The sequence below is a fragment of the Trichormus variabilis 0441 genome, from assembly GCF_009856605.1.
In the GTDB taxonomy this organism is placed as follows: Bacteria; Cyanobacteriota; Cyanobacteriia; order Cyanobacteriales; family Nostocaceae; genus Trichormus; species Trichormus variabilis.
In genome coordinates this window covers 2046609-2072025 of sequence record NZ_CP047242.1, presented here as the reverse complement: position 1 = coordinate 2072025, position 25417 = coordinate 2046609, and the positions used below count along the sequence as shown (strand labels likewise).

The 25417-nt window shown below is 39.6% G+C and carries 22 protein-coding genes; 9 read left to right on the top strand and 13 right to left on the bottom strand.

The genetic code is table 11. The features are described from left to right. Nucleotides 1-711: 711 nt before the first annotated feature. The 6 genes from GSQ19_RS08310 to GSQ19_RS08285 form a co-directional block, all read right to left on the bottom strand. The gene (locus tag GSQ19_RS08310; protein WP_011317491.1) at nt 712-1464 is read right to left on the bottom strand and encodes a metallophosphoesterase family protein; all 753 of its coding nucleotides are present in this window, start codon (nt 1462-1464) and stop codon (nt 712-714) included. Nucleotides 1465-1596: 132 nt separating this feature from the next. Next, nucleotides 1597-2409, bottom strand: a complete 813-nt coding sequence (locus GSQ19_RS08305; RefSeq protein ID WP_041455977.1) for a metallophosphoesterase family protein — start codon at nt 2407-2409, stop codon at nt 1597-1599. After that, nucleotides 2406-3182, bottom strand: coding sequence for a GTP-binding protein (locus GSQ19_RS08300; protein ID WP_011317489.1), 777 nt, complete (start codon nt 3180-3182; stop codon nt 2406-2408). The genes GSQ19_RS08305 and GSQ19_RS08300 overlap by 4 nt, the downstream gene beginning before the upstream one ends. Nucleotides 3183-3340: 158 nt before the next feature. Next, nucleotides 3341-4357 carry a mechanosensitive ion channel family protein gene (locus GSQ19_RS08295; protein WP_011317488.1) on the bottom strand — a complete coding sequence of 339 codons (1017 nt, stop codon included), beginning with the start codon at nt 4355-4357 and terminating at the stop codon, nt 3341-3343. Nucleotides 4358-4614: 257 nt separating this feature from the next. Beyond that, complete coding sequence (locus GSQ19_RS08290; RefSeq protein WP_011317487.1) at nt 4615-4887, bottom strand: hypothetical protein; 273 nt, start codon at nt 4885-4887, stop codon at nt 4615-4617. A 190-nt stretch (nt 4888-5077) separates the two neighbouring features. Further along, nucleotides 5078-5764 carry a response regulator transcription factor gene (locus tag GSQ19_RS08285; protein WP_011317486.1) on the bottom strand — a complete coding sequence of 229 codons (687 nt, stop codon included), beginning with the start codon at nt 5762-5764 and terminating at the stop codon, nt 5078-5080. Nucleotides 5765-6507: 743 nt separating this feature from the next. Here GSQ19_RS08285 and GSQ19_RS08280 point away from each other — a divergent pair. Then, nucleotides 6508-7011 (top strand): DUF2808 domain-containing protein, encoded by a 504-nt coding sequence (locus GSQ19_RS08280; protein ID WP_011317485.1) that lies wholly within the window; start codon nt 6508-6510, stop codon nt 7009-7011. 372 nt (nt 7012-7383) lie between these two features. On the opposite strand, the gene GSQ19_RS08275 is transcribed toward GSQ19_RS08280, so the two are convergent. Then, nucleotides 7384-8802 (bottom strand): sensor histidine kinase, encoded by a 1419-nt coding sequence (locus tag GSQ19_RS08275; RefSeq protein WP_011317484.1) that lies wholly within the window; start codon nt 8800-8802, stop codon nt 7384-7386. Nucleotides 8803-9457: 655 nt separating this feature from the next. On the opposite strand from GSQ19_RS08275, the gene GSQ19_RS08270 reads away from it, so the two are divergent. Beyond that, nucleotides 9458-10780 carry an ATP-binding protein gene (locus tag GSQ19_RS08270; RefSeq protein WP_011317483.1) on the top strand — a complete coding sequence of 441 codons (1323 nt, stop codon included), beginning with the start codon at nt 9458-9460 and terminating at the stop codon, nt 10778-10780. Nucleotides 10781-10898: 118 nt separating this feature from the next. Here GSQ19_RS08270 and GSQ19_RS08265 read toward each other — a convergent pair whose 3' ends face one another. Beyond that, nucleotides 10899-11258, bottom strand: coding sequence for a hypothetical protein (locus GSQ19_RS08265; RefSeq protein ID WP_011317482.1), 360 nt, complete (start codon nt 11256-11258; stop codon nt 10899-10901). Between the two features lie 254 nt (nt 11259-11512). Between GSQ19_RS08265 and GSQ19_RS08260 the strand changes: the two genes are divergently transcribed. Further along, nucleotides 11513-12568, top strand: coding sequence for a DMT family transporter (locus GSQ19_RS08260; protein WP_104009883.1), 1056 nt, complete (start codon nt 11513-11515; stop codon nt 12566-12568). A 211-nt stretch (nt 12569-12779) separates the two neighbouring features. On the opposite strand, the gene GSQ19_RS08255 is transcribed toward GSQ19_RS08260, so the two are convergent. Continuing rightward, on the bottom strand, nt 12780-14231 hold the full coding sequence (locus tag GSQ19_RS08255; RefSeq protein WP_011317480.1) for a glycoside hydrolase 100 family protein: 1452 nt from the start codon (nt 14229-14231) through the stop codon (nt 12780-12782). 1183 nt (nt 14232-15414) lie between these two features. Between GSQ19_RS08255 and GSQ19_RS08250 the strand changes: the two genes are divergently transcribed. After that, the gene (locus tag GSQ19_RS08250; RefSeq protein ID WP_011317479.1) at nt 15415-15615 is read left to right on the top strand and encodes a hypothetical protein; all 201 of its coding nucleotides are present in this window, start codon (nt 15415-15417) and stop codon (nt 15613-15615) included. 553 nt (nt 15616-16168) lie between these two features. Here the strand turns inward: GSQ19_RS08250 and GSQ19_RS08245 are convergent. Beyond that, nucleotides 16169-16630 (bottom strand): hypothetical protein, encoded by a 462-nt coding sequence (locus GSQ19_RS08245; RefSeq protein WP_011317478.1) that lies wholly within the window; start codon nt 16628-16630, stop codon nt 16169-16171. A 366-nt stretch (nt 16631-16996) separates the two neighbouring features. Here GSQ19_RS08245 and GSQ19_RS08240 point away from each other — a divergent pair, with 366 nt between their 5' ends. After that, a complete protein-coding gene (locus GSQ19_RS08240; protein WP_011317477.1) occupies nt 16997-17323 on the top strand; it encodes a hypothetical protein in 327 nt (108 codons plus the stop codon). Between the two features lie 60 nt (nt 17324-17383). Next, on the top strand, nt 17384-19567 hold the full coding sequence (hglK, locus tag GSQ19_RS08235) for a heterocyst-specific glycolipids-directing protein HglK (protein ID WP_011317476.1): 2184 nt from the start codon (nt 17384-17386) through the stop codon (nt 19565-19567). A 137-nt stretch (nt 19568-19704) separates the two neighbouring features. Here the strand turns inward: hglK and GSQ19_RS08230 are convergent, their stop codons facing one another. The 3 genes from GSQ19_RS08230 to GSQ19_RS08220 form a co-directional block, all read right to left on the bottom strand. Next, complete coding sequence (locus tag GSQ19_RS08230; RefSeq protein ID WP_011317475.1) at nt 19705-20403, bottom strand: DUF6745 domain-containing protein; 699 nt, start codon at nt 20401-20403, stop codon at nt 19705-19707. Further along, nucleotides 20403-20744 carry a hypothetical protein gene (locus GSQ19_RS08225; protein ID WP_011317474.1) on the bottom strand — a complete coding sequence of 114 codons (342 nt, stop codon included), beginning with the start codon at nt 20742-20744 and terminating at the stop codon, nt 20403-20405. Before GSQ19_RS08225 ends, GSQ19_RS08230 begins: the two co-directional genes overlap by 1 nt. Nucleotides 20745-20833: 89 nt before the next feature. Further along, a complete protein-coding gene (locus GSQ19_RS08220; RefSeq protein ID WP_011317473.1) occupies nt 20834-21451 on the bottom strand; it encodes a TetR/AcrR family transcriptional regulator in 618 nt (205 codons plus the stop codon). Nucleotides 21452-21804: 353 nt separating this feature from the next. Here GSQ19_RS08220 and GSQ19_RS08215 point away from each other — a divergent pair, with 353 nt between their 5' ends. From GSQ19_RS08215 to GSQ19_RS08205, 3 genes are all read left to right on the top strand, one after another. Continuing rightward, a complete protein-coding gene (locus tag GSQ19_RS08215; RefSeq protein WP_011317472.1) occupies nt 21805-23025 on the top strand; it encodes an ABC exporter membrane fusion protein in 1221 nt (406 codons plus the stop codon). A gap of 100 nt (nt 23026-23125) precedes the next feature. Continuing rightward, complete coding sequence (gene devC, locus GSQ19_RS08210) at nt 23126-24292, top strand: ABC transporter permease DevC (RefSeq protein WP_011317471.1); 1167 nt, start codon at nt 23126-23128, stop codon at nt 24290-24292. 125 nt (nt 24293-24417) lie between these two features. After that, nucleotides 24418-25158: a DevA family ABC transporter ATP-binding protein gene (locus tag GSQ19_RS08205; RefSeq protein WP_011317470.1), complete on the top strand. Its 741-nt coding sequence runs from the start codon at nt 24418-24420 to the stop codon at nt 25156-25158. The last annotated feature ends 259 nt before the right edge of the window (nt 25159-25417 follow it).

Below are 25417 nucleotides of genomic sequence, written 5' to 3'. Positions count from 1 at the left end.
ATTGGTATTACCTAACTGTCTTATGGTTAATCTAGAGTTAACAGTCAAAATTTTATAGTAAATTTCGACCATTTACTTCTACCAAAAAAATACGTAATTTCAAAGCCTATCAGATGAAAATCCCCAAATTTACGGTGCTATCTAGGGAATCTTAAAAAGCCAAATCTGGCATAAAGATTTATTCAGTATGATAATTGCAATTGAACCAATCATTGATTGAGAAACAATGCAAATGCAAATATTTAAGTAACATGATTTTTAGCCTCACTTGCGTGACTAGGTTTAGCCTCACCTAAGAACTTAACTATAAGCACTGTCTGCTAATAATTCATAAATCTGGAGACAGAAATCAAACTTATATATTTACTACGCAGGATAGATACAAAATCATCTGATGTGACTATAGTTAATTTAGCAACACCAGAAAATAAATTATCCGAAATTGATGCTTTAGTAGGGTGCGTCAGCATGAATAATCTCTGAGTATAGTTAGGTTCTATCGCACTGGCGCACCCTACATTTTGGATATATTTTTATCTGTAATACCAATTTTATATGAGGTTGCACATAATATAAAATCCGTTGATTTATCCGCGTTTCTCTGTCTTGAAAAGTTTCCTACGGAGGGAAACCCTCCTACAGAACTTTTCGCTGCGTGCATCTGCGTTCAATTATTCTATACAGCTTCATCTTAATTTGGTATAACGCACTTTAAGATGAGATAGCTTTAACGGAATTATGCTGAAATCCTTGACCGACACCATAACGGATAGTTTTAAATTCTACGTAGTTCGTCGCCGGAGTATAGAGAGTATATGTTGCTACACCTGGTGTTCTGCCTACATTACCCACTCCAATTATCTGGCGTGGAGAAATGGTCATAGTTTCAGGTGATTTTGGATTATCAAGAGTTGTGATACCTGTAGTTACAGAACCAGCTTGCAAGTGATATTGAAAAGCTAAACCAGAACGACCACAAAATAAATTACTTGCCTGCATTCTCGCCAGACGGTCAAGCATTTGAATTGGCGAAGTATCGGGGGTTAATGCTTCATCAATTGATACAGTCGTACCGTGAATTAATAAACAATCTAGTTCAAAAAAACCAAAATCTAGAGTTCTTAACCATTGCACCGTCTGACGAGAAACAGAATCCCAAAGTAACTTAACCGTTTCTCCGCCATACTGCGCTAACAAATCATCAGCCTCGCCAGTAGGGCCAAGACCATGCAAAATGCAGCACTGTTCTTCCCACCAACCTTTACAAACCAGAGGTTCTAACTCGCCGTTTCGTGGGTTGCGGACTCGTTCTACAACTTTTTCTACTTCTGGTCTTGGCCCCACCAAATCACCCAAAATATATAAAGCTTGTATTTCATCACCTTGGCGCTTAATGTCTGCCATCACAGCTTCATAAGCTGCCAAATTACCCTCAATCCCGCTTAAAATTGCCCACTTATTCATAAAAATTCTTCGATTTCATAATTTATTTTTTGCAAAAAGCACTAGGGATGTAAGGAGACAAGAAAACCATTGACTATTGACCAGTCCCCAGTCCCCAGTCCCCAGTCCCCAATCTCCAATACCCAATCCCCTTCATCGAGTACAAACATGAGTGGGGTCATCAGCCCTTTCTGCATATTCCAAACCTTGGGCTAAACGCCAAGCAAAGATGGGAGGTAAACCTTGTTCGATGATGGCGGCACAGGTTTTTTGATAGTCGTAAGGTACTTCTCTGAGATTTACTTCTTGAGTATCGGTATCATAAATAGCATAAGTGGCATTTGGTCGCCCGTGTCTCGGTTCTCCTACCGAACCTACATTGACAATTCGTTTTACTGAAGCAGAAAAGTTAATTGCTTTCTGTTCTATTCCCACACCTTTGACGGACACTTGTAAATTGCCTGCATCTAGGGTACGGACATAAGGTACATGAGTATGTCCGCAAAATAGCACATCTGCATCTGTGGAAAACACTCTTTCTAAGGCGGCAAAAGCATCAAGTTCTGGTAATAAATACTCATGGTTGCTTTGGGGGCTACCATGAACGAAAACCAAGTTGTCTTGACGTAAGGTGTGGGGTAATTGAGCGAGAAATTCTTGGTTTTCTTGATGGAGTTCTTTATGTGTCCACTCATGGGCGAGTTTACCGCGTTTTTCCGCTAACAGTGAAGGGTAACTACACTCACAGGAGTTTAAACCTTCCACAATATCTTCATCCCAACAGCCTACACAGGTGGGAATATCTAATGAGCGAATTTGTGCGACGACAGCATTAGGATATGGGCCATATCCTACTAAGTCACCTAAACAATAGATTTGGTCGGCTTTTTGTTGGTCAATATCTAACAAAACTGCATCTAAGGCTTCATAGTTGCTATGAATGCAGGACATAACTGCTATTTTCACTCGCTACCCTCCTCTAGTAAAATTTGTGTTACCTGTTCTTGGTATTGTGCGATCGCTGCATCTGTTAAATAGCAATCTGCCAAAGTCTGTCTCATTGCCGACTCATCTAAGTTTTTTCCCAATACTTCTATACCACTAAACCTTTGCGGTCTGCCTGCTAAGTGGCGGGGTAAGTCTAATTCCAGAAAATCAGTCGTAGGTATACCTGCGACAAAATCTGCATAAAGTGACCTACCATCAGCAACATCAAAAATACCCTTGGCACGGTTAACTACACCATAAGCACCATGAGTAATTTCGTACCAAAACTCTTTTAAACTATCTTCGTCAATCACTTGACCGTTGCTGGGTACCCGCCACATTTGGGTGGGTATGATGGTGGCATTAATATCTGCACCAATAATAATTTTTTTGGCCCAGGTATGGTACTCAGAGTTTGGGAGGTTTGCTGGTAAAACAGCTACGGCTTGATAAGGTAAATTATCTAATATTGTTTGGATAGCGCTTAATTCTAAATAAAACCCTATTTCTATATAAGCATTTCCGGCTGTTGCCAGTTCGGACAAAAACTCGATTTCTTGCCCATCACTGAAAACTTTGACTTTTGGGAATTCTGCTGCTATGCGTGTATGGTCGATGGGAACTTTACCAGTCCCAGGACTAAAGTAAATGATGTTTTCATGGGAGGTGGTGTTTCGTATTTGTTGGCAAATCCAGGTAGTTTTGCCACTGCCAGTAAGGCCGGCAACAACAGTAATAATTGGTAAATTCATTTTTAAATGATAATCATTTTCATGCACTTTGCAAAGCGATCGCTAAAATATCTTGTCTTACTGGCTTCCTGTGCCAGTTATGCAACCCTGACTAATCAGCGATGACAACAGCAGAAGTATGCACAAAAAACAAAATATCAACTATTTGCTTCTCTTCTCTAATTGTTATTGGGATCTTGAATATACACATTTCTCACAGGAAAAGGAATTGAAATACCATTTTCCTGATAGCGTTTGTGTAGTTTTTTAATAAATAAATGTTTGCCAATACGCTGGTCAAAGTATTCGTTGACACGCATATATAATGTAAAATCTATACTAAAATCCCCAAAGGTATGGAACCTTATATATGGCTCATGTTCTTTTAATTCTGGGGCAATCTCCTGCATAACTTCTTTGGCAACTTCTACCGTCACTCTTTCAACTTGATCTAAATAACTATCATAACTAACACCGACGTTCATTGTTAATGTGATTTCTTTAGCTGGTAAATGATAGTTAGTAAAGATTGCCGAGGCCAGTTTAGAATTAGGGACAATAATTACATTATTGGAAAACTCTTTAATTGTGGTATTACGCCAAGAAATATCGGTAACGTAACCTTCTTGTCCAGCATCTAATTTGACATAATCTCCAGTTCTAACTTGCTTAGAAATAATTAAATGAAAGCCGGAGAATAAATTTGCTAGTGTATCTTGTAGCGCCAAACCAACTGCTAAACCACCGATTCCTAAAGTTGTAATAATGGGTGTAATTTCAATTCCCAATGTTTGCAACAAAATTAGGCAACCCAAAACTAAAACAGTAGCTTTGGCTAAGTTAGAAATTAAAGACGCTGTAGCTCTTTCTGTTCTATAAGTGTATAGTCTGATGAAACCTGAAACTAACCTAGCTAAAACTAATGTCAGTGAAGATAAGAAAAATATTGTAATAATTTTTTGCAATAAATTAGTAAAATCTGGCTTCAAAGGAGCAGCGATAACTGCTCCTAAAATGCCCGCAAGTATGAACCAAGTTAGGAGCATACCTTGCAGAGACTTAAAAATTATATGGCTTCCGGGTATTTCTTTTTTATAGACGAAGTTTTTAAACTTATTAATTATAAATTTTTCACTAATCAGTCCCGTTATTAAAGCAAATATGGGCAATCCTATAGGTAAAAGCCATTGAATCATAATTAATTTTGCTATTAACTCTTGCAAAATTTTACTACACCATTGAGTGTCAAACACTTTTTATTATACCAATTCAAAAATCGTTTGTGGCAAATAGAGAAATCAAAATGAAATCATAGCTAGTAGCGGAAGTAGTTACTTCATAAACGAGAAATAGTGTGCTTAAATAAAGCACACCCTAACGTACAACTAGGCTTAAATTTTCGCTGCTCTGGTTTTGGGTTTAAACATAGTCTCTAGCATTACCCACAGGTGAATTAAGATGCTTTAGATTGCTGCCAGAGAATAAGTTGCAATGGAGAACAATAGTAAGTCCCATCACTCGTGCCTGATTCTTGTTCAGCTATCCAATCATAAATTTTTGCAGCTTTTGCTAAGGCTAGTTTTTCTGAACGATAAAGCTGAGGAGTAGGGCAGTAAGCTTGACCATTGATGTGTATAGCGGCAATTTGCCAATAGTCGCTGCTTTCACCTTCTGGTAAGACTTCCAAAAATCCGTCACTGTAAGGCTCAATTATTCCTATATTCATCTACAACCATCAAACTTTTAACTAAGGCCACAACATTAGATACCAGCTGTTCAAGGGGAAAAAGCTGGAATCGTCAGGGAATACAGTAGCAACCCCTGCTAATGATTTTGTGTTCGTAGTCAATGGAAATCTGAGTGATTGGTCACTTTTTCACTATAAATTCTTAATTGGTAAGTTTTCCACGGTGAAATTATTTGTTGGGATATTCTCGTAGTGCATATCCTACACCACGGACTGTATGAATCAAACGCTTTTCGTTGTGTTCTTCTAACTTAAGCCGCAAATAACGGATGTAAACTTCGATGATGTTGGAATCACCCATAAAATCATAACCCCAAACTTTTTCGAGAATTTGATCTCTGGTAAAAACCTGACGGGGATGGGAAAGAAGATACTCTAATAAATCAAACTCCTTTGCTGTTAATTCAATTGCTCTGTTACCCCGAAACACTTCACGAGTGCGGCGATTTAAACTTAGGTCTTCAAACTGCAATAAATCTTCATCTGTTTCTTGGGTGCGGCGCAGATGGGCGCGAATTCTTGCCAATAATTCCTCAATGCTAAAGGGTTTGACTACATAATCATCAGCTCCTGCATCTAATCCTGCCACGCGATCGCTCACTTCATCTCTGGCAGTTAACAAAATTACAGGTATTGAATTACCCGTTGCTCGCAGACGGCGGCAAATTTCTAAACCTGATAGTCCTGGTAACATCCAATCAAGAACCGCTAAATCAGGCGTTGACTCCCGCGCCAAGGTGAGTCCAGTAATTCCATCATGAGCAACACTGACTTTGTAACCTTCACTACTCAGTTCCAATTCGACAAACCGCGCTAGTTTAACTTCATCTTCAACCAAAAGAATGTGTGCTGTCATATTTTTGTTCCTATCATCGGTGATTGTCCGAGAAAATTGCACTCTTAAACTAACTCTGGGTTTATTAAGAAATAACTCGACACTTAAGTTTCTTGGTTATCAGTGTTATCTCTGTAACCGAGTCATTCAATATTATTGATTCATATCCTAAAGGCATGAGATATTTTTTTCCGAATCTCGTCTATAAAATTAATTTCAGCTTCTAAATTAGTCTTTCAAAACATTGGTTAATACAATATTTCTCAACTCAGTGAAGTACAGCCACTATTCTTAAAACCACCTCTAAATACCTGTAAACACATAAGTGGAACGACTTGAAAAAACCAAGTTATGTCAAGTGATGTAAAAATGCTAGGCTTCATTTCTTAGTAATGAATTTAGTCTTTGTTTGAGGACTAAATTTCTCACTACGAATATTTCATTATTTACCCTGTTCTACTTAGCTTTGTGCTTTATCCATATAGAAAATTTTGTATATAAATTTTGCTAAAAAATCCTGATTGATCAGGCTAACATAAACTGTCACGATAAAAGTGAGTTTTTCCTGAAGAAATTTTAAGTTTTTCCTGAGAAAATTTCTAACTTCTCAAATCCACGCTAATTTTTATAAGATTATTGATCAACAAATTTCATACTGCTTTAATTTATATATCAGCTTGAATTCATCTTTATGAAGCAATCTGTTAATTACACTGCTTGATTAACACCAAGCAAGTAATTCACCTAAAAATGAAAATTGCATCATGAAAAGTCTAATTTACGGTAGCTTATCTGCTCTTATTCTTTCTACATCTGCTGTAGCTATAGCTACACCTGTAAAACATGAACAATCTGGTTCAAATATCAACAAACTATCTCAGGTGGCGCTGAATGTTAACGTTCCCCATATTACAAACTCTGGTGTCCGTAATGGTAATCACTTTATTCGACTGGCAGTAGTAGGTATGTCTTTGCAAGACCTCATGATTTCATTACCAAGTCAAATGGAACGTTTTAATGGAGTGAGAATTAGGGATGAATCAGGTAAAGCAATTTCCGCTAAAACAGAGATTAGTAAAGAAAATTTGTCAATCACTTTTGATGAACCTGTAACATCTGGTGCTTCTGTAGAAGTAGAACTAACAGGTGTACGAAGAAATAGCTTAGGTCAAGACGTACTGCTTTACGGCGTGACGGCTAGAAGGGTTGGATTGACAGGAGATATTCCTGTTGGTACAGCCAGAATCGATATTTATGATAAGAATTAGTATATACGTGAGCAATTAGGAGTCAGGAATCAGAAGTCAAATTTATCTGATATCTGACTCTTGAGTTAAAGAAATATACTTCATTAACTAATTATAGGAATCATATTTAAACATTGAATAAACGTAAGTATCTGTAGGGTGGTTAATGCCCACCATATCAGGGTTTTAGTGTGCATTTCCCACCTTACATATAATTGAAAAATCAAATAGTAATCCTATAGTTAATAAATTCAATAACTAAATATAAAATTTTATATTTAATTTCTTTTTCATAAGAAAATTAAGTTGAAAAACTCACTACTTGTGGATGGCTGTCTTTAATTTTCTAGCTTTAGCTTCCTGTAGGGTATTTTGAATTGATTCATACTTTGTCTATCTCGGCAGAATTATTGTAAATATGCTCCCTTCTCCTAACTTTGATTGCACGCTAACACTACCTCCCATACCCTCTACCAGCGTTTTGACAATCGATAAACCCAAACCACAGCCGCCAGTCGCCTGGGAGCGAGATTCATCTATACGATAAAATCGCTCAAAAATCCGGGCTTGGTGTTGCAAAGGAATACCATAACCTTGATCACAAACTTGAATAATTGCTGTGTCTTGAAGTTGATCTAACTTAAAGGTTATGGGTGTATCAGCTTCAGAATACTTAACAGCATTATCAATCAAATTCAGTAATACTTGTTTAAAGCGACTGTAATCTACTTTCACTTCAATAGGGGAAATTGTTGACTCGATAGTAATTAGGCGATCGCTATACTTTTCAGCCATGACTACAATTTCTGCAACTATGTCATTCAGCACATAAGTTTTCATCTGAAAGTATAAATAACCGCTATCTGCTCTTGCTAAATCTAGTAAATCTTGTAACAGGCGGATAGTTCTTTCCGCTTCTGATGCAGCAATTTCTAAAGCTTCTTGTTGAAGAGGGGTTAAATTATTTTGCCGCCGCAATACGCTTTGTAAATAACCATATACAATCGTTAAGGGTGTACGTAATTCGTGAGAAACATTACTGACAAATTCCCGCTCCTGTTCCCAGGATTGGGCAAGACGGGATAAAAGCATAGTTAAGGTTTGTGCTAATTCCTTGACTTCGCTAGGAGCATTATCAAGATATAATTGGGCTTGCCCTAAATCTTCAGCAGAAATCACAGCAGTCATTTGACTGAGTTGGCGCAAAGGTTGTAGAGAGCGCCTGATATAAAATGCGATCGCTACAGTCAGAATAATAATTGCCAGAATACTAGTAATACCTAAATTACGCACCATTGCTACAAACATGGTTTGTTCGCGGGTAATATCCTTGACTACAAATAACTCACCCAACAACTTACCTTGGACTTTGATAGAAGTTCCACATACAACAAAATAGCTGGGATCAATTTGATAAACTTGCGCTTTAATCGGCATCTGAGTCAATTTCATTAACTTAGCTACCAAAGAGTCAGGTAATAAATCTAAATTTTCAGTTTTTGATAATATTTCATTGTTAGAATTTTTAAACCATATCAATGTGTTAGTATTCGCAAAATTATTAATAGCCTTTTGTAAACTCATCTCAGGTTGCATCATTCTGCTATAAATTTGCAGGTCTTGTGGTAAACGCTTGGCTATTTGTTCTACCTCATGTTTACGGCTATCAATTAAAATTTGCTGCATCTTCCAACTTGTCCAGGTAGCCAGGCTACCTAATACCAAAGCTGAAAAGGAAGCCATACCAACTGTTAGGCGTAACTGTAGGGAAAATGGGTCGATATTTATCCAATTTTTTTTAATGTTATTCACTGTTTTTGAGTAGCAAATAAGGCTTTGATAATAAAATCAAGCTGTTAAATTTAGCTTGACTGTTAACCCCTACATCTTTAGTTATAGCTGATTTACAATTACCGCTCTTGCAGACTAAAGTAAATAGGGTAGTTATTACCAATAAAATACCAAATATTTTCCTTGTGCTGCGCGTGTCAGTTGCCACTGGCTAGGGGTTTTATATCTGGAATACCATCCTTGTGGGCTTTTGTTCCTAAATTCAAATATGCAGGTTAAGTATCCGATATTTTATCTCTTTAATATTAATTAAAATATATTACTTAGTGATTAAATTAATTTAAGCTGAGAATTTCCTAAAAACTTCTATGATTCCGAAAGCCATTATAGCAATACCTACATTCTATCTCTACTGATGAACTTCACAAAAGATTAATAATCCCTTGGGCTTTATATTATCAGTAGTGTATTGTTAAAACCCAGCATTTAACAGTTTCAGTTTTAATTTAGTCTTGACACTGAGTTACTTCTTGTTTAATTAGTTAAAAAATTATAAATATCTCAGTGCTTATATCTATAAAACTGATATCTTCTTGAGGAGATAATCAGAAGTTTCTCACCGCAATTTAACATAGATATTTCAAAAATAATTTCCCGAAGTTTGTTATAGGTATTTATGGTTAAAGCCATTGATGATGGAATTTTTTTGCAAAATCAAATGTGGCAACGTGAGCGTCTGGCGATCGCTCTTTTATCATCTTTAAACTATCGGACTGGAGAACTAAGCGGCTATCTGTTTAACATTGCTTGTGGAGTCAGCAAGTTACTCAATGTAGATTGGTCGGTAGTCACATTGTGTCAACAAGGATTTGAGAAAGTCCTAGCCAGTAATATTAATATGGGTGTAGGCGAACACGTTTATTCACTACATGGTTCCCTAACGAACACCGTTATAGAAACTGGTAACTCCTTAGTAGTAGAAGATACAAGTAAACATCCAGAATATGGTCAGCCTCCAGAAGGCTACCGAGCTTATTTAGGGATACCGTTACGGACTGCTGAAGGCGAAGTAATTGGTACTATTTGCTCATTTCATCACGAATCACGAGAGTTTAGTCCAGAAGAAATCCAGTTTACAGAATTATTTGCCGAACGTGCTGCTACAGCCATTGATAATTATCGCTTATATAAGGAGCAGTGCCAATTTAATCATATTTTGGAAGCGGAAGTAGAAAAACGTACAGCAGAATTAAAAGCAACACAAAGCAAGCTTGTAGAAAAGGAAAGACTAGCAGCTATTGGTGAATTTGCAGCCATGATTGTGCATGAAATTCGCAATCCTTTAACTACAATGATCATGGGATTAAAATATTCTCAAAAAACAATTTTGTCATCAGATGCTCAAGAGCGATTATCATTAGCAGTTAGTGAAGCTTGTCGCTTAGATAATCTACTAAGTGAAATTTTGCTTTATGCAAAACCTCAAGTTTTACAAATATGTGAATTAGAGGTTAATAAATTTATTAGTGAGTTACTTATATTAGTGCGTCAAATGCCAGAAGCACTCTCACGTAAAATCGAATTCATTCCCTCATCAACTTCAGTTAAAATATTAGCAGATAAAGATAAACTTAAACAGTTATTTATTAATACTATCCGCAATGCCTGTGAGGCAATTTCAGCCGGAGAGGTTGTTCAATGGGAAGTAAATATTTCATCGCCAGATGAAGTCTGTATAAATATTTGTAATCGTGGTGAACCAATTCCCCCAGAGATTTTATCAAAATTAACTCAGCCATTCTTTTCTACAAAACCTCACGGCACTGGCTTAGGACTTGCCATTGTCCAACGCATCGTCCATGCTCATTATGGGAAATTATCTATTGAGTCTGATATCACAAAAGGTACTATAGTAAGTGTACGATTGCCTATAGCTACTTTCCAGACCCTGGGATATTTTGAAGTTTATAAAGATTATACTTACCAAGTAACTTCATGAAAATTGAAGAGGAAAGTTTATGAAAAAATAATTAAAGGGAAAAAGGATGATGCTTATTTCCATTTTTCCCTAATTCAGCAATAAGACTGTTGATTATTTTTTCTATACAGCCCTCTAACTACTTCACTTCATTAGGTTCAAATTTAGTGATCTTACCTTTTTTAACCGCAACAACTACATCATAAGTTGAACAATAAGAGAATGTCACATTGTTGGCTTTGTTATAAAGGTTAACTACATGGCCTGCGCCACCTGCTTGAATTCCAATTGGTTCCAAATCTCCGAAAAAGAAACGACGCAACTGATCACCACCACCAATCTGACCCTTATTTTTAGTAACTAATGATATTTTCTGACTTACTGATAATTCTTGAGCTGATGCTTGAACTAATGCAGGATTGATTACTTTTAATGGTGCATCCCAGACCGTTAAAAAACTAGTCAATGCAAAAGTTGTAATTAATGGCGCGAGTTTCATTGGTGACTCCTGGATGTTTGACTTATCTCGAACATCCAAACTATCCCACTGAGGACTGAGAGCTTATTGAAACCAATTCATGATTTTCCTGAGTTTATCTATTAATTCTATTAAGTTAATTCTCAGCGTTTTTTCAGAAACTTACACCATAATTCAAAATCACATCTTGATTTAAGGCTACTCTCAGCAAAACCTAATTTTTAAATAGATTGAAGTAAATTACCATAGCGAATGATGCTTTATATTGCTGTGATGTGATTGTGATTAAATTTAGAGGACGAAGTCGCCTAATCCACAGAGTTTCTGGACAAGTATATCTTTGGCTAGCCATCTTCATTTTTGGTGCATCTAGTGCAGTTACCCGGAAGCTCACGGAAATTGGCGCTCGTCACTTTATTGATGGACGCAATCCCATTTCTTTATGTAATGTTTTGTTTGTGGGGAACTTATGCGCCTTGATGGTGATGCTCCTCATCTATAACAGACAGTGGAACAAAGCTACTTTAGCGCAACTGTCCAAGAAGGATTGGCTTGGTTTAACAGCAGTAGCCATATTATCAGGAGCGCTAGCGCCTGGCTTAATTTTTCAAGCATTGTCACTCACAGGGGTGAATAATGTGATTTTGGTGGGACGCTTAGAACCAACTCTTGCTTTGGCTTTATCGGTTTGGTTGTTAAAAGAGCGGATCGGTTTTGGGGAATTTATCGGAGCGATCGCCGCATTTACTGGTGTTATCTTAACTATTATCCTTCAACCTCCGGGGTCAGACATGATGAATATGGGAGGTTGGCAATTGGGTTTAGGAGAATTGCTAGTAGCCTTAGGGTCTATCACTTTAGCTATTTCTACAATTATCGGTAAAAAATATTTAACTCATATCCCTTTAGGAATTTACAGCATCTTTCGGACTGCACTGGGAACCGTTATCTTTTTCTTTATTGCTCTATTACTCTATGGTAGAGATCATTTTGCTGATGTCTTCTCACCATTTTTGTGGCAATGGATGTTTCTTTATGGTGGTGTAATTGTGGTTGTAGGTCAGTCATTCTGGATTATAGGGTTGAAAAGTTCTACTGTCTCCACAGCATCCTTAGTTGCTTCATTTACACCAATTGCAGGTATTATGGCAGCTTATTTCATATTAGGTGAAGTCCCGACGATGGCTCAATATCTTGGTGGTAGCTTGATTATGCTAGGTATCTTTCTCAGCCAAGTTAGCAAAAGCCGTCAAACTTCTCATAAATCTCCAATTGCTTCAACTCCCACAGAACAAAAGGTAGAAATGGATATAGGATTTAAGGGTATATAAAACCTACTGTGTACACACAAGTCTTAAAATTACCCTAGTACTTGGTTTCGTCATCTAGCTTGAGGTTGTGGGATAGTGTACCTGTCCGCCAGAGGCGATCGCTCTGGAAGCCTTGCTCAGATGGATGTACTAATTTCTCATAAAAAAACCCCTGGCAATTACAAGGGGTTACGCATATAAAATCTTAGAGCATATGAGTGTAGATAAAAATTTATAGAGAGATAGAAGTATCTACACTGCCAATTTCAAACTCACACGCCCTGGAAACCAATTCTGATGGTAGTTTATCAAAGCTAATTAATGATAAATGAGAAGGATTTTCCATCAATTCCGCCGCTAATAAAAAGCCAGCTATTGTCCAGGTTTGATATTTTCTGGCTTGTTTACCGATGAGTCGTCCTTTTTTGCCATCGTAATACTCTGGCCACTCATCTTCTAAAAGGCGTGCTTGAGCAATTTCAATGGCTTTACCTGCTATATAAGGTTTCCCAGCTTTTACAGATGCTGCTGCTAGCATCCACATCAAAACTGGCCAACTTCCTGCATTATGATACGACCAAGGTATATTTTTCGGGTCGCACCCTGTGACAATTCTATATTCTTCATCTTCTAAAGCTGGGTAGCAGATTTTCATTGGCATATCTCCTACCAAATCTTCCCATCTATCTTCGATGAGAGTCATAATAGCTTGTGACTGTTCCTCTGTGGCTAAGTCAGAAATAATCGCCATCAAATTACCCAGGGCAAAAAAGCGAGTATCCAACTGGGAAGGGCCAACATTACCAGCTAAATAACCACCTTTTTTAGGCAACCATTTATCTAATTCGTAATAGGGAATAGAGTCTACATAAATGTTAAATAAGTTGACGGCTGCTTTACCGTATTCTTCACTCTTGAAGCGATAAATTGCATTTAAGCGATTAATATCTATCCAATAATGTTGGCGGATGTGGGCGCACAAAAGCGGTAGGCGGTTATCAATTGCTTCCACAACATCTTGATTTCCTTGACAAATTAACATTTCACGGGCTGCACGTAACGCCGCATAAAATAAAACTTGTAGTTCCAAAGGATGACCATAAATACCTAATCGGCGGTCAATCATGCAGGCACCATCAGGAACCAATAATGTTGGATACATATCAAAACGATTTGCCAAGCATATTTCCATAATTAGCCGAATACCTGTTTGGAATTCTGGCTGATATGCTAGAGAAAAATCTTTGGTGGCTACTACATAAGCACGCAATAAAAGAATCCACCATAAACAAGAATCAACTGGTGTAACGCGTGCGATCGCGTGTTCACCAAAATCCGCTTCTAAATATTCTTCACCATTATCTGAGACTACTTTAAAGCTGGCTGGAATTAATCCCCGCCCCGGCTTATAAGCATCTAACTGTCTATCTTTAGGCTGTAATTTTAATGTTTCTTCTAGAAAGTTGCGGACAATATCTGTTTTACCCTTAATCAAAAAAATTAATGCTGATGAAACAAAATCTCTCACAAAACATTGGTCGTAATTTAATGCTTCTACAGAAGCATCAAAGGCTGCAACCGTCCCTACTGGACGACCTTTATAATATAAAATTGACTTTTCTAGAGCTTCCCATGCTGATTCTTCTATAATGTCATTTGTTAGCAGTCCGTTTAGCTTCTGCATCGCCAGATTAACTCCATTGGGGGTGTGAATTGTTGGTAGATGCGCTTTGGTAGTCTTACCTTCACATAAATAGCAAAGATAATTGTTTAAATAGCCTACATCAATTGAGATAACAACCGAATATAAATTTTAAAAGCCGTTGATTTTTATAATTCTGAATGCACAATTAATTTGCTAGCAATCACTGATGATTGTGATAAGTTACAGCTATAACTGTAATTAATTACCTCAACTTATCAAGCAATTACTAAAAACCGTACTATAAAGATATATTTTTAGATTATCTGTCGTTCCATTATTATTGCTGGAACTATGCTTTACCAAATAAAAACATATCCCTGGGGCTGTTTAAGGTTTAGATGAAGTCTTAATAGTTCCTCATATCCTGAATAAATTAGGATTTGGTTTTAAAGACTCATTTTCCCCTACAGATTAATAATTTATAACTTTTTGTGAAAATATGCAATATGAATAATTACAATCTCCAAAAAGTCAATACTTCGCAAGGATTATATATTGTACACCACTGAAAGATTAAATGCTGTGCTTTAGAAAGCCAATTACCTATAAATTAATCACAGCAGTACATCTAGCTATAAATTAATGCAATATAAGATAAGAAAACGGAGGCTAGCAAGTAATCTTTGAAACGCTAGCATAAACTCAGTAGCTTAATTTAAATAAGGGTGATTTTACTGAAAATAAATTGAGTATTTTTGCTAATTTCACCAATAATTAGTGATTATCAGCATATGCTCCTGTTATCCGCCATTTAATCAGCTATGAATGCAAGTTTCGCAGCGATTATGATGGGGTTTTCATGAAAATGTTAGGCTAAGTAGTTATAGAGCGTAGCAGGTAGTATGGCGTAGGCAATATCTACGATAGGTAATTAGGTATTCTCAGTGTGAGACGTAAAGACGAGGAAAAAGTTGCACAGAGGTTAAAACTTACCCGTGAGAACGAACAATCAAGGGTTCGGACGTTTACATCATTACACCCAATCTCAACAGACAACCTGGGTGCGTAAGTCTTGATTATATCCAAGGGCAGAGAGTCAAGAACTGGAATATATTTCCGGGGTTTCAATTAGAACAATCTACAAGTATGAGGCTTTTACTAAATTGTTCATCCAGAATCAATATAGTATGTCGAATTTATTTTTAAAAGTTGTAATACTGTTATGTTCTCCACAGGAGATTATGTACTTAATCAACAAACTGGGCATTTGGGAAAAGTTGTTGGTTACGGAAACTACCTGATTAACAATATAGATACGGTGACACTGAAAGTGCTGGTGGCGGAAACTGCTAATTCGCAAAAACGAGTGTTTGTAGTGGAAGACCAAGTTTCAGCTTGGATTAGGTGGTCAGTAGCGTCATAATTCCACCTTATAAGGAGATGAGAATGGTGCAAGATTGTATTTTTTGTCTACATGAAGCCGCCTTACAATTGCTATGCAAAAAGCATTTATTCCCCACAAATCCAAATGATTGTTTTGTTAATCCTCCTTGTGGATGTCCTAACCCTGGTAAAGAAATGCAGTGCGAAGACTGTCCACACCTAGAAGCTTGTCTGTCTAGTTTTAAAAGCAGGCACTAAGAGACCATTTATAAAGTAAATCTTAAGTAGGGGAGGCAAAAAGCGGTGTAGATTTTCTTCCCGCTTTATTGCCGTTGTGTTACGGCTATGAAAGAATTTGGGATATTGCCGTTGTGTTACGGCTATGAAAGAATTTGGGATTTAGAGACAAGAAAATTTAGCCGTAACGCACCTTCTATGAGGCGGTGCGTTATGTGCGAGGATAGTTATTTTGTGAGCAATCATCAGGGAAATCAGCGCCTAACACACTCTTGATGTTTCGTTTTCATGGGTAAGTTCTATTACTCAGAATTTTCTTGTTCCCCTTCGACTCCGCTCAGATCAAACCTGCTCCTCTACCGAGACTGGATACTTTTGCTGCTGTTGGGCAGCTTTTCTTGGGAAATTGAGAGGTTGTAATTATGCTGTCCTGGTAATATATTCCCTACTTTTAGCAAGTACCTTCCTGGCTGCCAATAACCTGATAGTTCAGCTTTACTACCTGAGTAAGTATCTGGTAAAACACAGAAACGCCCACCAGGCCCATCAATCAATAATGTGGGCTTACCTTGACCTTCCACGGTCAATCGTAAATAAGGTAGTGCTTCTGTAACTTGAATCATTTGATTGGGTGTAGCAGCGACATTGCCACAATTGCTTTTGACTGTTCCACCAGACTGACCACTCAAGACCAATGGATCTGAAGGCAATTTCTGATTGATCTGAATTGATGGTACTTGAGCTAAATTAGCTTGACTTGATGCTAAAATCATCCCTAAAGCTGCGGGAACAACTTTAAATAGGCTAAACTTCTTCATAATGAATTAATGCTCCCGACTATTTTTAGAGCGATATATGTAATAAATAGTCTGAGTTAAAAGACGTTGCTATTACGTCTATGTTCCAAAATAGATTGTATAAAATTTTATCTACTAATTTAATGAATATATGGCTAAATGTTAAAGATTAGATAAAGTGTCTAATTAATAGGATAGCTGTATTGAAAAGAGGGAATGGGGAAGGTGGAGTCCCTCTGGGGATAAGGGGTAATGGGGATGGGTAAGAATTAGGAACTGGTACAGTCTTGCCTTCACGGAAGGGTATTGCCCTTGCTTCTAGCCTCTTACATTTCTCTCATTCCAAATTCCGTTGTTAAATATCTTAACTGAGGTAAAAAAAGATTCATGAGTCCTCAACCAGAAGATGATTTAGAGCGTCGTCTCCGACAGCTAGAGGCGGAGATGAATGCCCAGTCTCCAGGGACAGAAAAAAATTCGCCGTTGAATTGGCTAAATCAGAACGCTAGTGTTCAGAAATTACAACTCTGGTTTAATGGCTTATCCGGGACAAAAAAGCTCATAGTTGTGGGTGTGTCGGTAGTATTAGGCATAGCGATCGCCCAAATGGTGTTAAAAGTCGTTGTATCGGCAATATCTTTGGCGCTGTTAGCCGGGTTAGTGTATCTTGGATACAAATTTTTGGTATCTGGCAATTCTCAAAATAAGCAATAGTCTTATGTTAATGATGCCGGAATGCGGCAAAAGAATAAACTTAAAGGGAATTATCTAAAAATGACGACTCCAATTGTTAAAAAAAGTAATAATCCACCAAGCAAAAATTTAGCAACACCCAATTCACTACCCCTAGCTACAAGGCGCTTGGCCGCTTGGGCAACGGAAATTACCTTATTGGCTGCCACCGGTTTGGTTCCTTTTGGTCTAGGGGCGTATATCAATTCCAGAAGTGATATTAATCGAGAACCCCTCAACCCAGGATTAGTAGTTGTAGAAAGAGCGATCGCCAGACCTTTGGCATTACCGGCAGACTATGGTGTACGAAATGTAGCTTGGCCGACTAACTACCTATGGATGTTAGCTTTGTTAGCACCCACAGCTCTTTCTTGGTGGCAATTATACTTACTAGCAAAAACGGGTAGTACTCTGCCTAAGCGTTGGTTTGGGGTGAAGGTAGTCAATGAAGAAGGTACTCCCCCAGGTTTAGCCGCCGTTGTCGTCCGTGAAGGTATTGGTCGTTGGACTGTACCCATGTCTGTTGCTTACATTCTGTGGCGCTACAGTTTTGCTTTTCCCAATTTGGGCTTGTTTACATCATTGGCAGTGTTAATGGTCATAGGTGAGGCTTTGGCTTTACCCGCCCGTCGGGGACGGAAAGCCTTACATGATTGGTTGGCGGGTACTTATGTAGTCGATGCTAATCGCCCTGTAGCATCCCCAGATTTAGCCCCCAGTGGAGGAGGTTTATCTGGTATCAGTCCTCAACCTGAAGAAGGGAATACTGCCTTAGCCACAACGGCAATGGCTATGAGCTATCCCCAAGCAGAAGTCATCACCACGGACAACAGTAACTTGATTTCCTTGTGGCGACGGATGCAGCAAAACCCCAGCCTCACCTTATTTGGTGTTGCCCTCACCAGTATGACGGCTGTACTAGCTACTCTAATTGGGACTCAAGTTTATATTCAGACTCAGCAAGGGAATCGGGAATCGCAGAAAATTAACAGTCAGCAGTTCTTGGAACTAGTGAAACAATTAAGTCCTGAGTCTGGAGCCAGCATTGAAGACCGTCAGAGGACAATTTTGGCTTTGGGTAGCCTGAAAGATTTCCAATCTATCCAATTTTTGACGGACATGATGGTGAAGGAAACTAACCCTATTCTCATAGATACCATCCAACAGGCACTCACCAGCGTAGGCACCGCCGCCATCCCCGAATTACAAAACAAAAATCAGTTTTTGGCGACAGAATTAGACTCTGTTGGTAGCGCATCCCCAGAACGGGAAGTTCGCCAAAAACGTTTACAAACTAACCAGCAGACAATTAATAAAATTCTCAATGTTTATGGTGGTAAAACTTTAGGCCTTGACCTGAGTCGGACTCAACTAGGCCAAAGCGGGACTGTGGGTGGTTCGTTTTTTAACTTGGTTTTAGACAATATTGATTTATCAGGCATTAAGTTCAAATCTGCCAATCTTAACCAAGCTAGTTTTAAGGGTAGCCGTTTTCGCAGTGTCGGTGATGATGGGCGCTTGGACACCTATGATGATGCGATCGCTGATTTAAGTCAAGCCCAGATGAAACAAGCCAATTTCACTGATGCTAACCTCAGCCGCGTCCTCATGACTCGTAGCGATTTAAGCCGCGCCACCCTCAACAGAGCTAATTTATCTAATGCACGCTTGATTGGTGCTAACCTCAGCAGCGCCCAATTAGTAGGAGCTGATTTGCGGGGTACAGTTTTAGAAAATGCCAGCTTGACAGGGGCTGATTTAGGTGATGCTAAATTACAAGAAGCCAACCTCTACGGTGCGCGTCTTAGTCGAGTTATCGCCATAGGCGCTCAATTATCCTTTGCCAACTTAACTAAAACTGATTGGCAAAGTTCCGACCTCTCCGGCGCTGATTTAGAACGGGCAAATCTCAGCAATGCTGACCTCAGCGCCACTCGCATGACAGGGGCAATCTTACGCTCTGCTCAACTAGAAAACGCTAACCTACGCAATGCTGATTTAAGTTTGGTCGATTTGCGGGGAGCTAATGTCGCCGGTGCTGATTTTAAAGACACAATTCTCACACCCAACAAACAAGACCCAGCAGACCAATTCGTACAAACCCCAGAATTAGGTTCTGTATCTGCGGTAGTTAAAGGGGTAGATTTTTCTCAGGCTAAAAATCTGGATGGCAAACAACTAGCTTACATTTGCACTCAAGGCGGTATTCATCCACGTTGCCCGTAGGGATTTAGGAGTGTAATATCAAGTTTGGCTAGGGAGTTTCTTGGTTAAGGCAAGCTGTTTTTGATACCAATTTGCATAAAGAAAGCGACAAATAAACCAACTTTAGAGACGCGATTTATCGCGTCTTTTTCACCCAATCAAGCCTCTATTAGGGGGTGATAGTCGTCTGGGTTGTTAAAACCAGCCACCCATGCTGCTGCTTGATGGCAACTCTGCATCTGGGGAGGGACACGGAGGATGTGAATGTGTCCGGTGGAGGGACAAGTGACCTTTAAGACCATGAGAGCTTCATCATCTTCAAAGGGGATGTAGACTAGTTGACGTTCCCCACCGGCATCTTTGTCGCGATCGCGCACTAATCCCCCCACTTGCTGTAAAAATGTTTCGTATCCCAGACGCTCAATTAGCACCCGCCGTAACTCAACGTTCTCTATTTTGAGAATATCTTGCCCGGTGATGGACTGAGATTCAAAGGCTATGTAATCGTTTACCTCGACACCTCGCCAACGCAACACGAAACCATGTCCCACCCCTAAACTTGTAATTCCACTTCCAGCCAACTCAATCCAACGGGTGACATGGAGACCAGGGGGAAGATTGACTAGGTTTACACAGCCACTAATATCTAGACTTTCACAGGTGAGATTTTCTGGTAGATTGTAAAGCTCTGTCGCACCGCTTAAATCCAGATGCCCCAAAACGCGTATCCCCTCCCATGCACGGTGTTCAAGGATGAGTTTTCGCCCCAGTTGCGGCGATACAGGCTGATGATTTTCTTGGGGAGGTTGTGGCGATCGCTTCTTGGGGATACGCCCCCCTGACATCATGTTCAGCATTAATCTTCTACCTCTACGTAAGCATCAGGACGGTATTCCCGTTGTCTCCAAACGCGGTATAGCCCTTGGGGTAATTCAATGGCTCGGTGTTCTTCATGAATTAAGGTAGCACTGGCTTGTTTAACTTCTAGAAACATCTCGCTACCATGTACCCACAACTGCACACCATGAGATTCCCTTATACGATGGCTGTGTCCTGTCACTTCACCATGAGCCAGAGTCGTACCTACTCGTTTTTGGGCAGCATTGGGAATGCTATTAATCCGCCTCAGCAAAACGTCACCATGTCGATAAAGAGCGTTAGCTTGGTTTATTGGGGATTTTTTGCCGTCATTTAACATACAGTAGTTCGATAGAAAATTTGTATTTCAGCTTTTGAATACCAGTATATTATAGTACATAATTACTAAAAAAATCCTAAATTAAAAGCTTACTCGGCACAGTTAATAATGAGGTGGGTCAAGGCATCGATGAGGCGATCGCTCTCCATTGGCATAATATCTTTACCGTGCATAATCTCTTGTGTCATCACAAAATGCACTAATGATCCAATCAAAATTCTGGCTGTGGCTTCTGGATCGGGGATGTTGAGTTCAGGACGGGAAGCTATATATTTACTAATGGTTTCTATGGCTGGCTTGGCGATGCTACCGATAAAAATTTGCGCTAACCCTGGAAAACGTGCCGACTCACCAATCAACAAGCGCTCAAATGACTGATATTCTGGATCGTCTATCATTTGATGTAAGGCGGTTTTCGCTAACCTTCTCAGCACTATATAAGGTTCCCCTTGCAAGGCTTGGGTTCCCAAAATTTTCTGAAAGCGTTTTTTGGCCAGTTTCTCTATTAATGCTTTAAATAAACCTTCTTTATCCTGAAAGTGGCTATATACTGTTGCTTTGGAAACTCCAGCAGCTTCCGCTACTTTATCCATACTAGTGGCAGCATAGCCGTGGGCTAAAAATTCCTGCATCGCACCTTGCAGAATCTTCTCGACTTTATCGGTAGAATTTGAACGATCTGTTTCCCCAATCTTTGGGCGTGCCATTTTTCAATAATCCGTAGAAGTATTAATTGAGTCTGTAGTCCAAATCAATGACTAAAATAACTATTGACTAAACTAATCGGTTTAGTATAATCATATTATATAACTATACAGTTTAGTTTTGTATATCTCAGATCAGATATCGAGTAGATGTATCAGTTATGAAATTGAAGATAGACGGGGTGTAAGGGTGTAAGGGTGTAAGGGTGTAAGGGTGTAAGGGGAGCAGAGAAGAATAACTATGGACTATGGACTATTGACCAATGACTACTGACAACTGACTACTGACAACTGACAAACTTAATAAAATTCGATTTGAGTCAGCGAAGTTGAAATTGCTACAAAGGTAAGCGATTGTGCAGAATTCAAAGCTCGACCGTTCAATTTCTCCTCAATCGATTTTACGTCCAGCGATTTTTTTAGCTTGTTTTGCATCGTTTGTTGCCATAGGAATCAGTTTTTATATAGGTTTAAATTTTCGGGAAGCATCTAACCAAAAGGTACAAGCACCGGGGGCATTGTTACCAGAGCTAAAAACGGTTACAGCTTTAGGACGAATTGAACCAAAGGGGAAAGTGATTAAACTCTCGGCGACTACATCCAGTGAAGGTAGTCGGGTAGAACAATTGTTAGTCAAAGAGGGGGATAGGGTAAAACCGGGACAATTAATTGCGATTTTAGATAGCCGCGATCGCTTAGAAGCGGCTTTAAAAGAAGCCCAAGAACAAGTAAAAGTAGCCCAAGCCAACCTTAACCGTACCCAAGCTGGAGCGAAAGGCGGAGAAATTGCGGCACAACAAGCCACAATTGCCAAGTTAGAGGCGGAAGGTAGAGGTAATATTGCGGCACAACTAGCTACTGTAGCGCGATTGCAAGCCGAAGTCAAAAACGCCACAGCCGAAAACCAACGCTATCAAGCACTGTATCAACAAGGAGCCGTTTCCGCGTCTGAAGGCGATCGCAAGCGCTTAAACTTAGAAACTGCCCAAAAAACCCTCCAAGAAGCCCAAGCGGACTTGCAGCGCATCCAAACCACCAGCCAACAACAACTGCAACAAGCCAAAGCCACGTTAACACAAATCACCGAAGTTCGTGGCGTAGATGTAGAAGCTGCTAAAGCCGAAGTTAATCGCGCCATAGCCGCCGTGAACCAAGCAAAAGTGCATTTACAACAAGCCTACGTGCGATGGCCAAAAGAGTTGGGAGGGTCATCACCTCAAGATGCTCAAGTGTTTGAGATTCACACCCATCCAGGGGAATTAGTCTCAACTGATGGCATTGTTGATATTGGACAAACAAACCAAATGTACGTAGTCGCCGAAGTCTACGAAAGTGATATTAGCCGAGTCAAACCAGGACAAAAAGTAAGAATTATCGGTGATTACTTACCTGTAGAAATGCAGGGAACCGTCGAACGCAAAGGCTTACAGATACGGCGGCAAAATGTAGTCAACACTGACCCTGCGAGCAACATTGATAACCGAGTAGTAGAAGTCCACATTCGTTTAGATCCTACTTCTAGCCAAAAAGCTGCTGATTTAACAAATATGCAGATTAAAGCGGTCATTGAACTGTGATATCAATTCAAAATTCAAAATTCAAAATTAGGAATTAGGAATTAAGAATTAATGACTCACTACTTAGGACTCAGCACTCACTACTCATTCCCAATTTTTTATGTTTCAACAATTGCGGCGACGAACTCCTTTAGGATGGCTGCAACTGAGCCATGAAAGAAGTAGGCTTTTAGTAGCATTGTCAGGTATTGCTTTTGCTGACTTGCTAATGTTTATGCAGCTTGGGTTTCAAGCGGCGCTGTATGACAGTAACACCACATTACATCGCAGTTTGCAGGCTGATATTATTGTCATCGGTTCTCAAACGCGGAACTTACAACGCATTTCTATGTTTTCACGTCGGCGACTTTACCAAGCAATGGATGTCCCAGGGGTGAAGTCGGCGGAAGCGATGTATGTGAGTAATATGCTGTGGAAAAATCCCCAGACACGCCGTGATACGGAAATTTTGGTCATTGGGATTAATCCCGATAGACCGGCTGTGGACTTTCCTGAAGTTAATCAAAAACTATCAGAAATTAAGTTACCGGATACCGTGATATTTGACCGTGCGTCTAGAGGTGATTACCAAGAAACCATCGCCCAACTAGAACAAGGACAACCTGTCAAAACCGAACTAGAAAGGCGTACGGTGACTATTACTGGTTTATTTAAATTAGGGGCTTCCTTCAGCGCTGATGGTACTTTGATTACCAGCGATCAAAACTTCTTGCGCTTGTTTCCGCGACAACCAGCTTCTAGTGTCAGTGTTGGTTTGATTCAGTTGGAATCCAAAGCGAATCGCCAACAGGTAGCCGCAGCCTTAAAATCTCGTCTCTCACAAGATGTAAAAGTGCTGACACACGACGAATTTATCGAATTTGAAAATAATTTTTGGCGCACTAACTCCCCCATAGGATTTATTTTCAGCATTGGGGTGTCAATGGGCTTTGTAGTTGGTGTGATTATTGTGTATCAAGTCTTGTCTACTGATGTTAATACTCACTTGCGAGAGTACGCCACCTTCAAAGCCATCGGCTATCGCCATTATTACCTACTAGGTGTGATCTTTGAAGAAGCCGTAATTTTAGCATTACTGGGCTTTCTTCCCGGCTTATCAGTCTCCTTAGGACTGTACCACCTTACTCGCACTGCCACAAACTTACCTATGTACATGACAGTCATCCGGGCATTGCAAGTATTAATCCTCACAATCATTATGTGTGCAATTTCAGGAGCGATCGCCACCCGTAAACTTCAAGCCGCCGATCCAGCCGAGATGTTTTAAATTCTGTTGGCGGTAGCAGGGAGTTCAACCCTTGTTGAGTGCTGAGTAGTAAGTAGGCTCCCTCTCACGGCGGAAACCCCATCCTTAGTACCCAGTAACCAATCCCCAATCCCCAGTACCCATTTATGCTGAAAGTCATTTCCGTTCGGAATCTTGATCACTACTTTGGTAATGGTTCACTGCGTAAGCAAGTTTTATTTAATATCAACTTAGAAATTAGTGCTGGTGAAATCGTTATCTTGACTGGGCCTTCTGGTTCCGGTAAAACGACCTTACTTAATTTAGTGGGGGGATTGCGATCGCCTCTGGTGGAGCGTAGCTCATCGCCTTTGGTGGAGCGTACATCATCCCAGTCAGCTAGTTTACGAGTGCTGGGACAAGAATTGTACGGTGCTAGTGCGGAAAGATTGGTACAGGCGCGACGGCGTAACGGTTATATTTTTCAAGGGCATAATTTGCATGGTAGTTTAACCGCGCTGCAAAATGTCAAAATGGGGTTAGAACTACACCAATACATTGAATTAGCAGAATTAGAAACTCGTGCAATCCAAATTTTGGAACAGGTGGGACTAGGAAACCATCTGCATTACTACCCAGATCAACTATCTGGGGGACAAAAACAAAGGGTAGCGATCGCCCGTGCTTTAGTCAGTCATCCTCAGCTTGTGTTAGCAGATGAACCGACAGCATCCCTAGACAGCCAATCGGGACGAGATGTGGTTAACTTAATGCAAAAACTCGCTCACGTAAAAGGCAGTACAATCCTTATGGTTACTCATGATCACCGTATTCTCAATATTGCTGATCGAATTGTCCAGATGGAAGATGGTAGACTCATGAGTCCTACTCCTGCCGTAATTAGCTAAAACTGTTCATCACCTCGTCGTAGTTTTGTAATATAGCTGCCACAACTGTGTGCCATATTTATTCTTGTATTTGGTTACAAAATGCTTTTTGGGTTTAAAGGTAGGGCTTCCTGCCTTTTTTTTATGTCGCTGCGCGTTTCAGTAACCCAGGTCCTTGAACTTTTAAGGGTTGTTATGCGTAAAGCTCCCGTATTTTTAATCGGGGTGTACATTCTAAAAAACCCGGATTGTCCAACAAACCGGGTTTTTAATGATAGTT

Coding starts and splice junctions, on each gene's coding strand:
- GSQ19_RS08310 (WP_011317491.1), bottom strand. CDS start 1,464: ATGAATAAGTGGGCAATTTTAAGCGGGATTGAGGGTAATTTGGCAGCT.
- GSQ19_RS08300 (WP_011317489.1), bottom strand. CDS start 3,182: ATGAATTTACCAATTATTACTGTTGTTGCCGGCCTTACTGGCAGTGGC.
- GSQ19_RS08295 (WP_011317488.1), bottom strand. CDS start 4,357: ATGATTCAATGGCTTTTACCTATAGGATTGCCCATATTTGCTTTAATA.
- GSQ19_RS08290 (WP_011317487.1), bottom strand. CDS start 4,887: ATGAATATAGGAATAATTGAGCCTTACAGTGACGGATTTTTGGAAGTC.
- GSQ19_RS08285 (WP_011317486.1), bottom strand. CDS start 5,764: ATGACAGCACACATTCTTTTGGTTGAAGATGAAGTTAAACTAGCGCGG.
- GSQ19_RS08280 (WP_011317485.1), top strand. CDS start 6,508: ATGAAAAGTCTAATTTACGGTAGCTTATCTGCTCTTATTCTTTCTACA.
- GSQ19_RS08270 (WP_011317483.1), top strand. CDS start 9,458: ATGGTTAAAGCCATTGATGATGGAATTTTTTTGCAAAATCAAATGTGG.
- GSQ19_RS08265 (WP_011317482.1), bottom strand. CDS start 11,258: ATGAAACTCGCGCCATTAATTACAACTTTTGCATTGACTAGTTTTTTA.
- GSQ19_RS08255 (WP_011317480.1), bottom strand. CDS start 14,231: ATGCAGAAGCTAAACGGACTGCTAACAAATGACATTATAGAAGAATCA.
- GSQ19_RS08250 (WP_011317479.1), top strand. CDS start 15,415: ATGTTCTCCACAGGAGATTATGTACTTAATCAACAAACTGGGCATTTG.
- GSQ19_RS08245 (WP_011317478.1), bottom strand. CDS start 16,630: ATGAAGAAGTTTAGCCTATTTAAAGTTGTTCCCGCAGCTTTAGGGATG.
- GSQ19_RS08240 (WP_011317477.1), top strand. CDS start 16,997: ATGAGTCCTCAACCAGAAGATGATTTAGAGCGTCGTCTCCGACAGCTA.
- hglK (WP_011317476.1), top strand. CDS start 17,384: ATGACGACTCCAATTGTTAAAAAAAGTAATAATCCACCAAGCAAAAAT.
- GSQ19_RS08230 (WP_011317475.1), bottom strand. CDS start 20,403: ATGCTGAACATGATGTCAGGGGGGCGTATCCCCAAGAAGCGATCGCCA.
- GSQ19_RS08225 (WP_011317474.1), bottom strand. CDS start 20,744: ATGTTAAATGACGGCAAAAAATCCCCAATAAACCAAGCTAACGCTCTT.
- GSQ19_RS08220 (WP_011317473.1), bottom strand. CDS start 21,451: ATGGCACGCCCAAAGATTGGGGAAACAGATCGTTCAAATTCTACCGAT.
- devC (WP_011317471.1), top strand. CDS start 23,126: ATGTTTCAACAATTGCGGCGACGAACTCCTTTAGGATGGCTGCAACTG.
- GSQ19_RS08205 (WP_011317470.1), top strand. CDS start 24,418: ATGCTGAAAGTCATTTCCGTTCGGAATCTTGATCACTACTTTGGTAAT.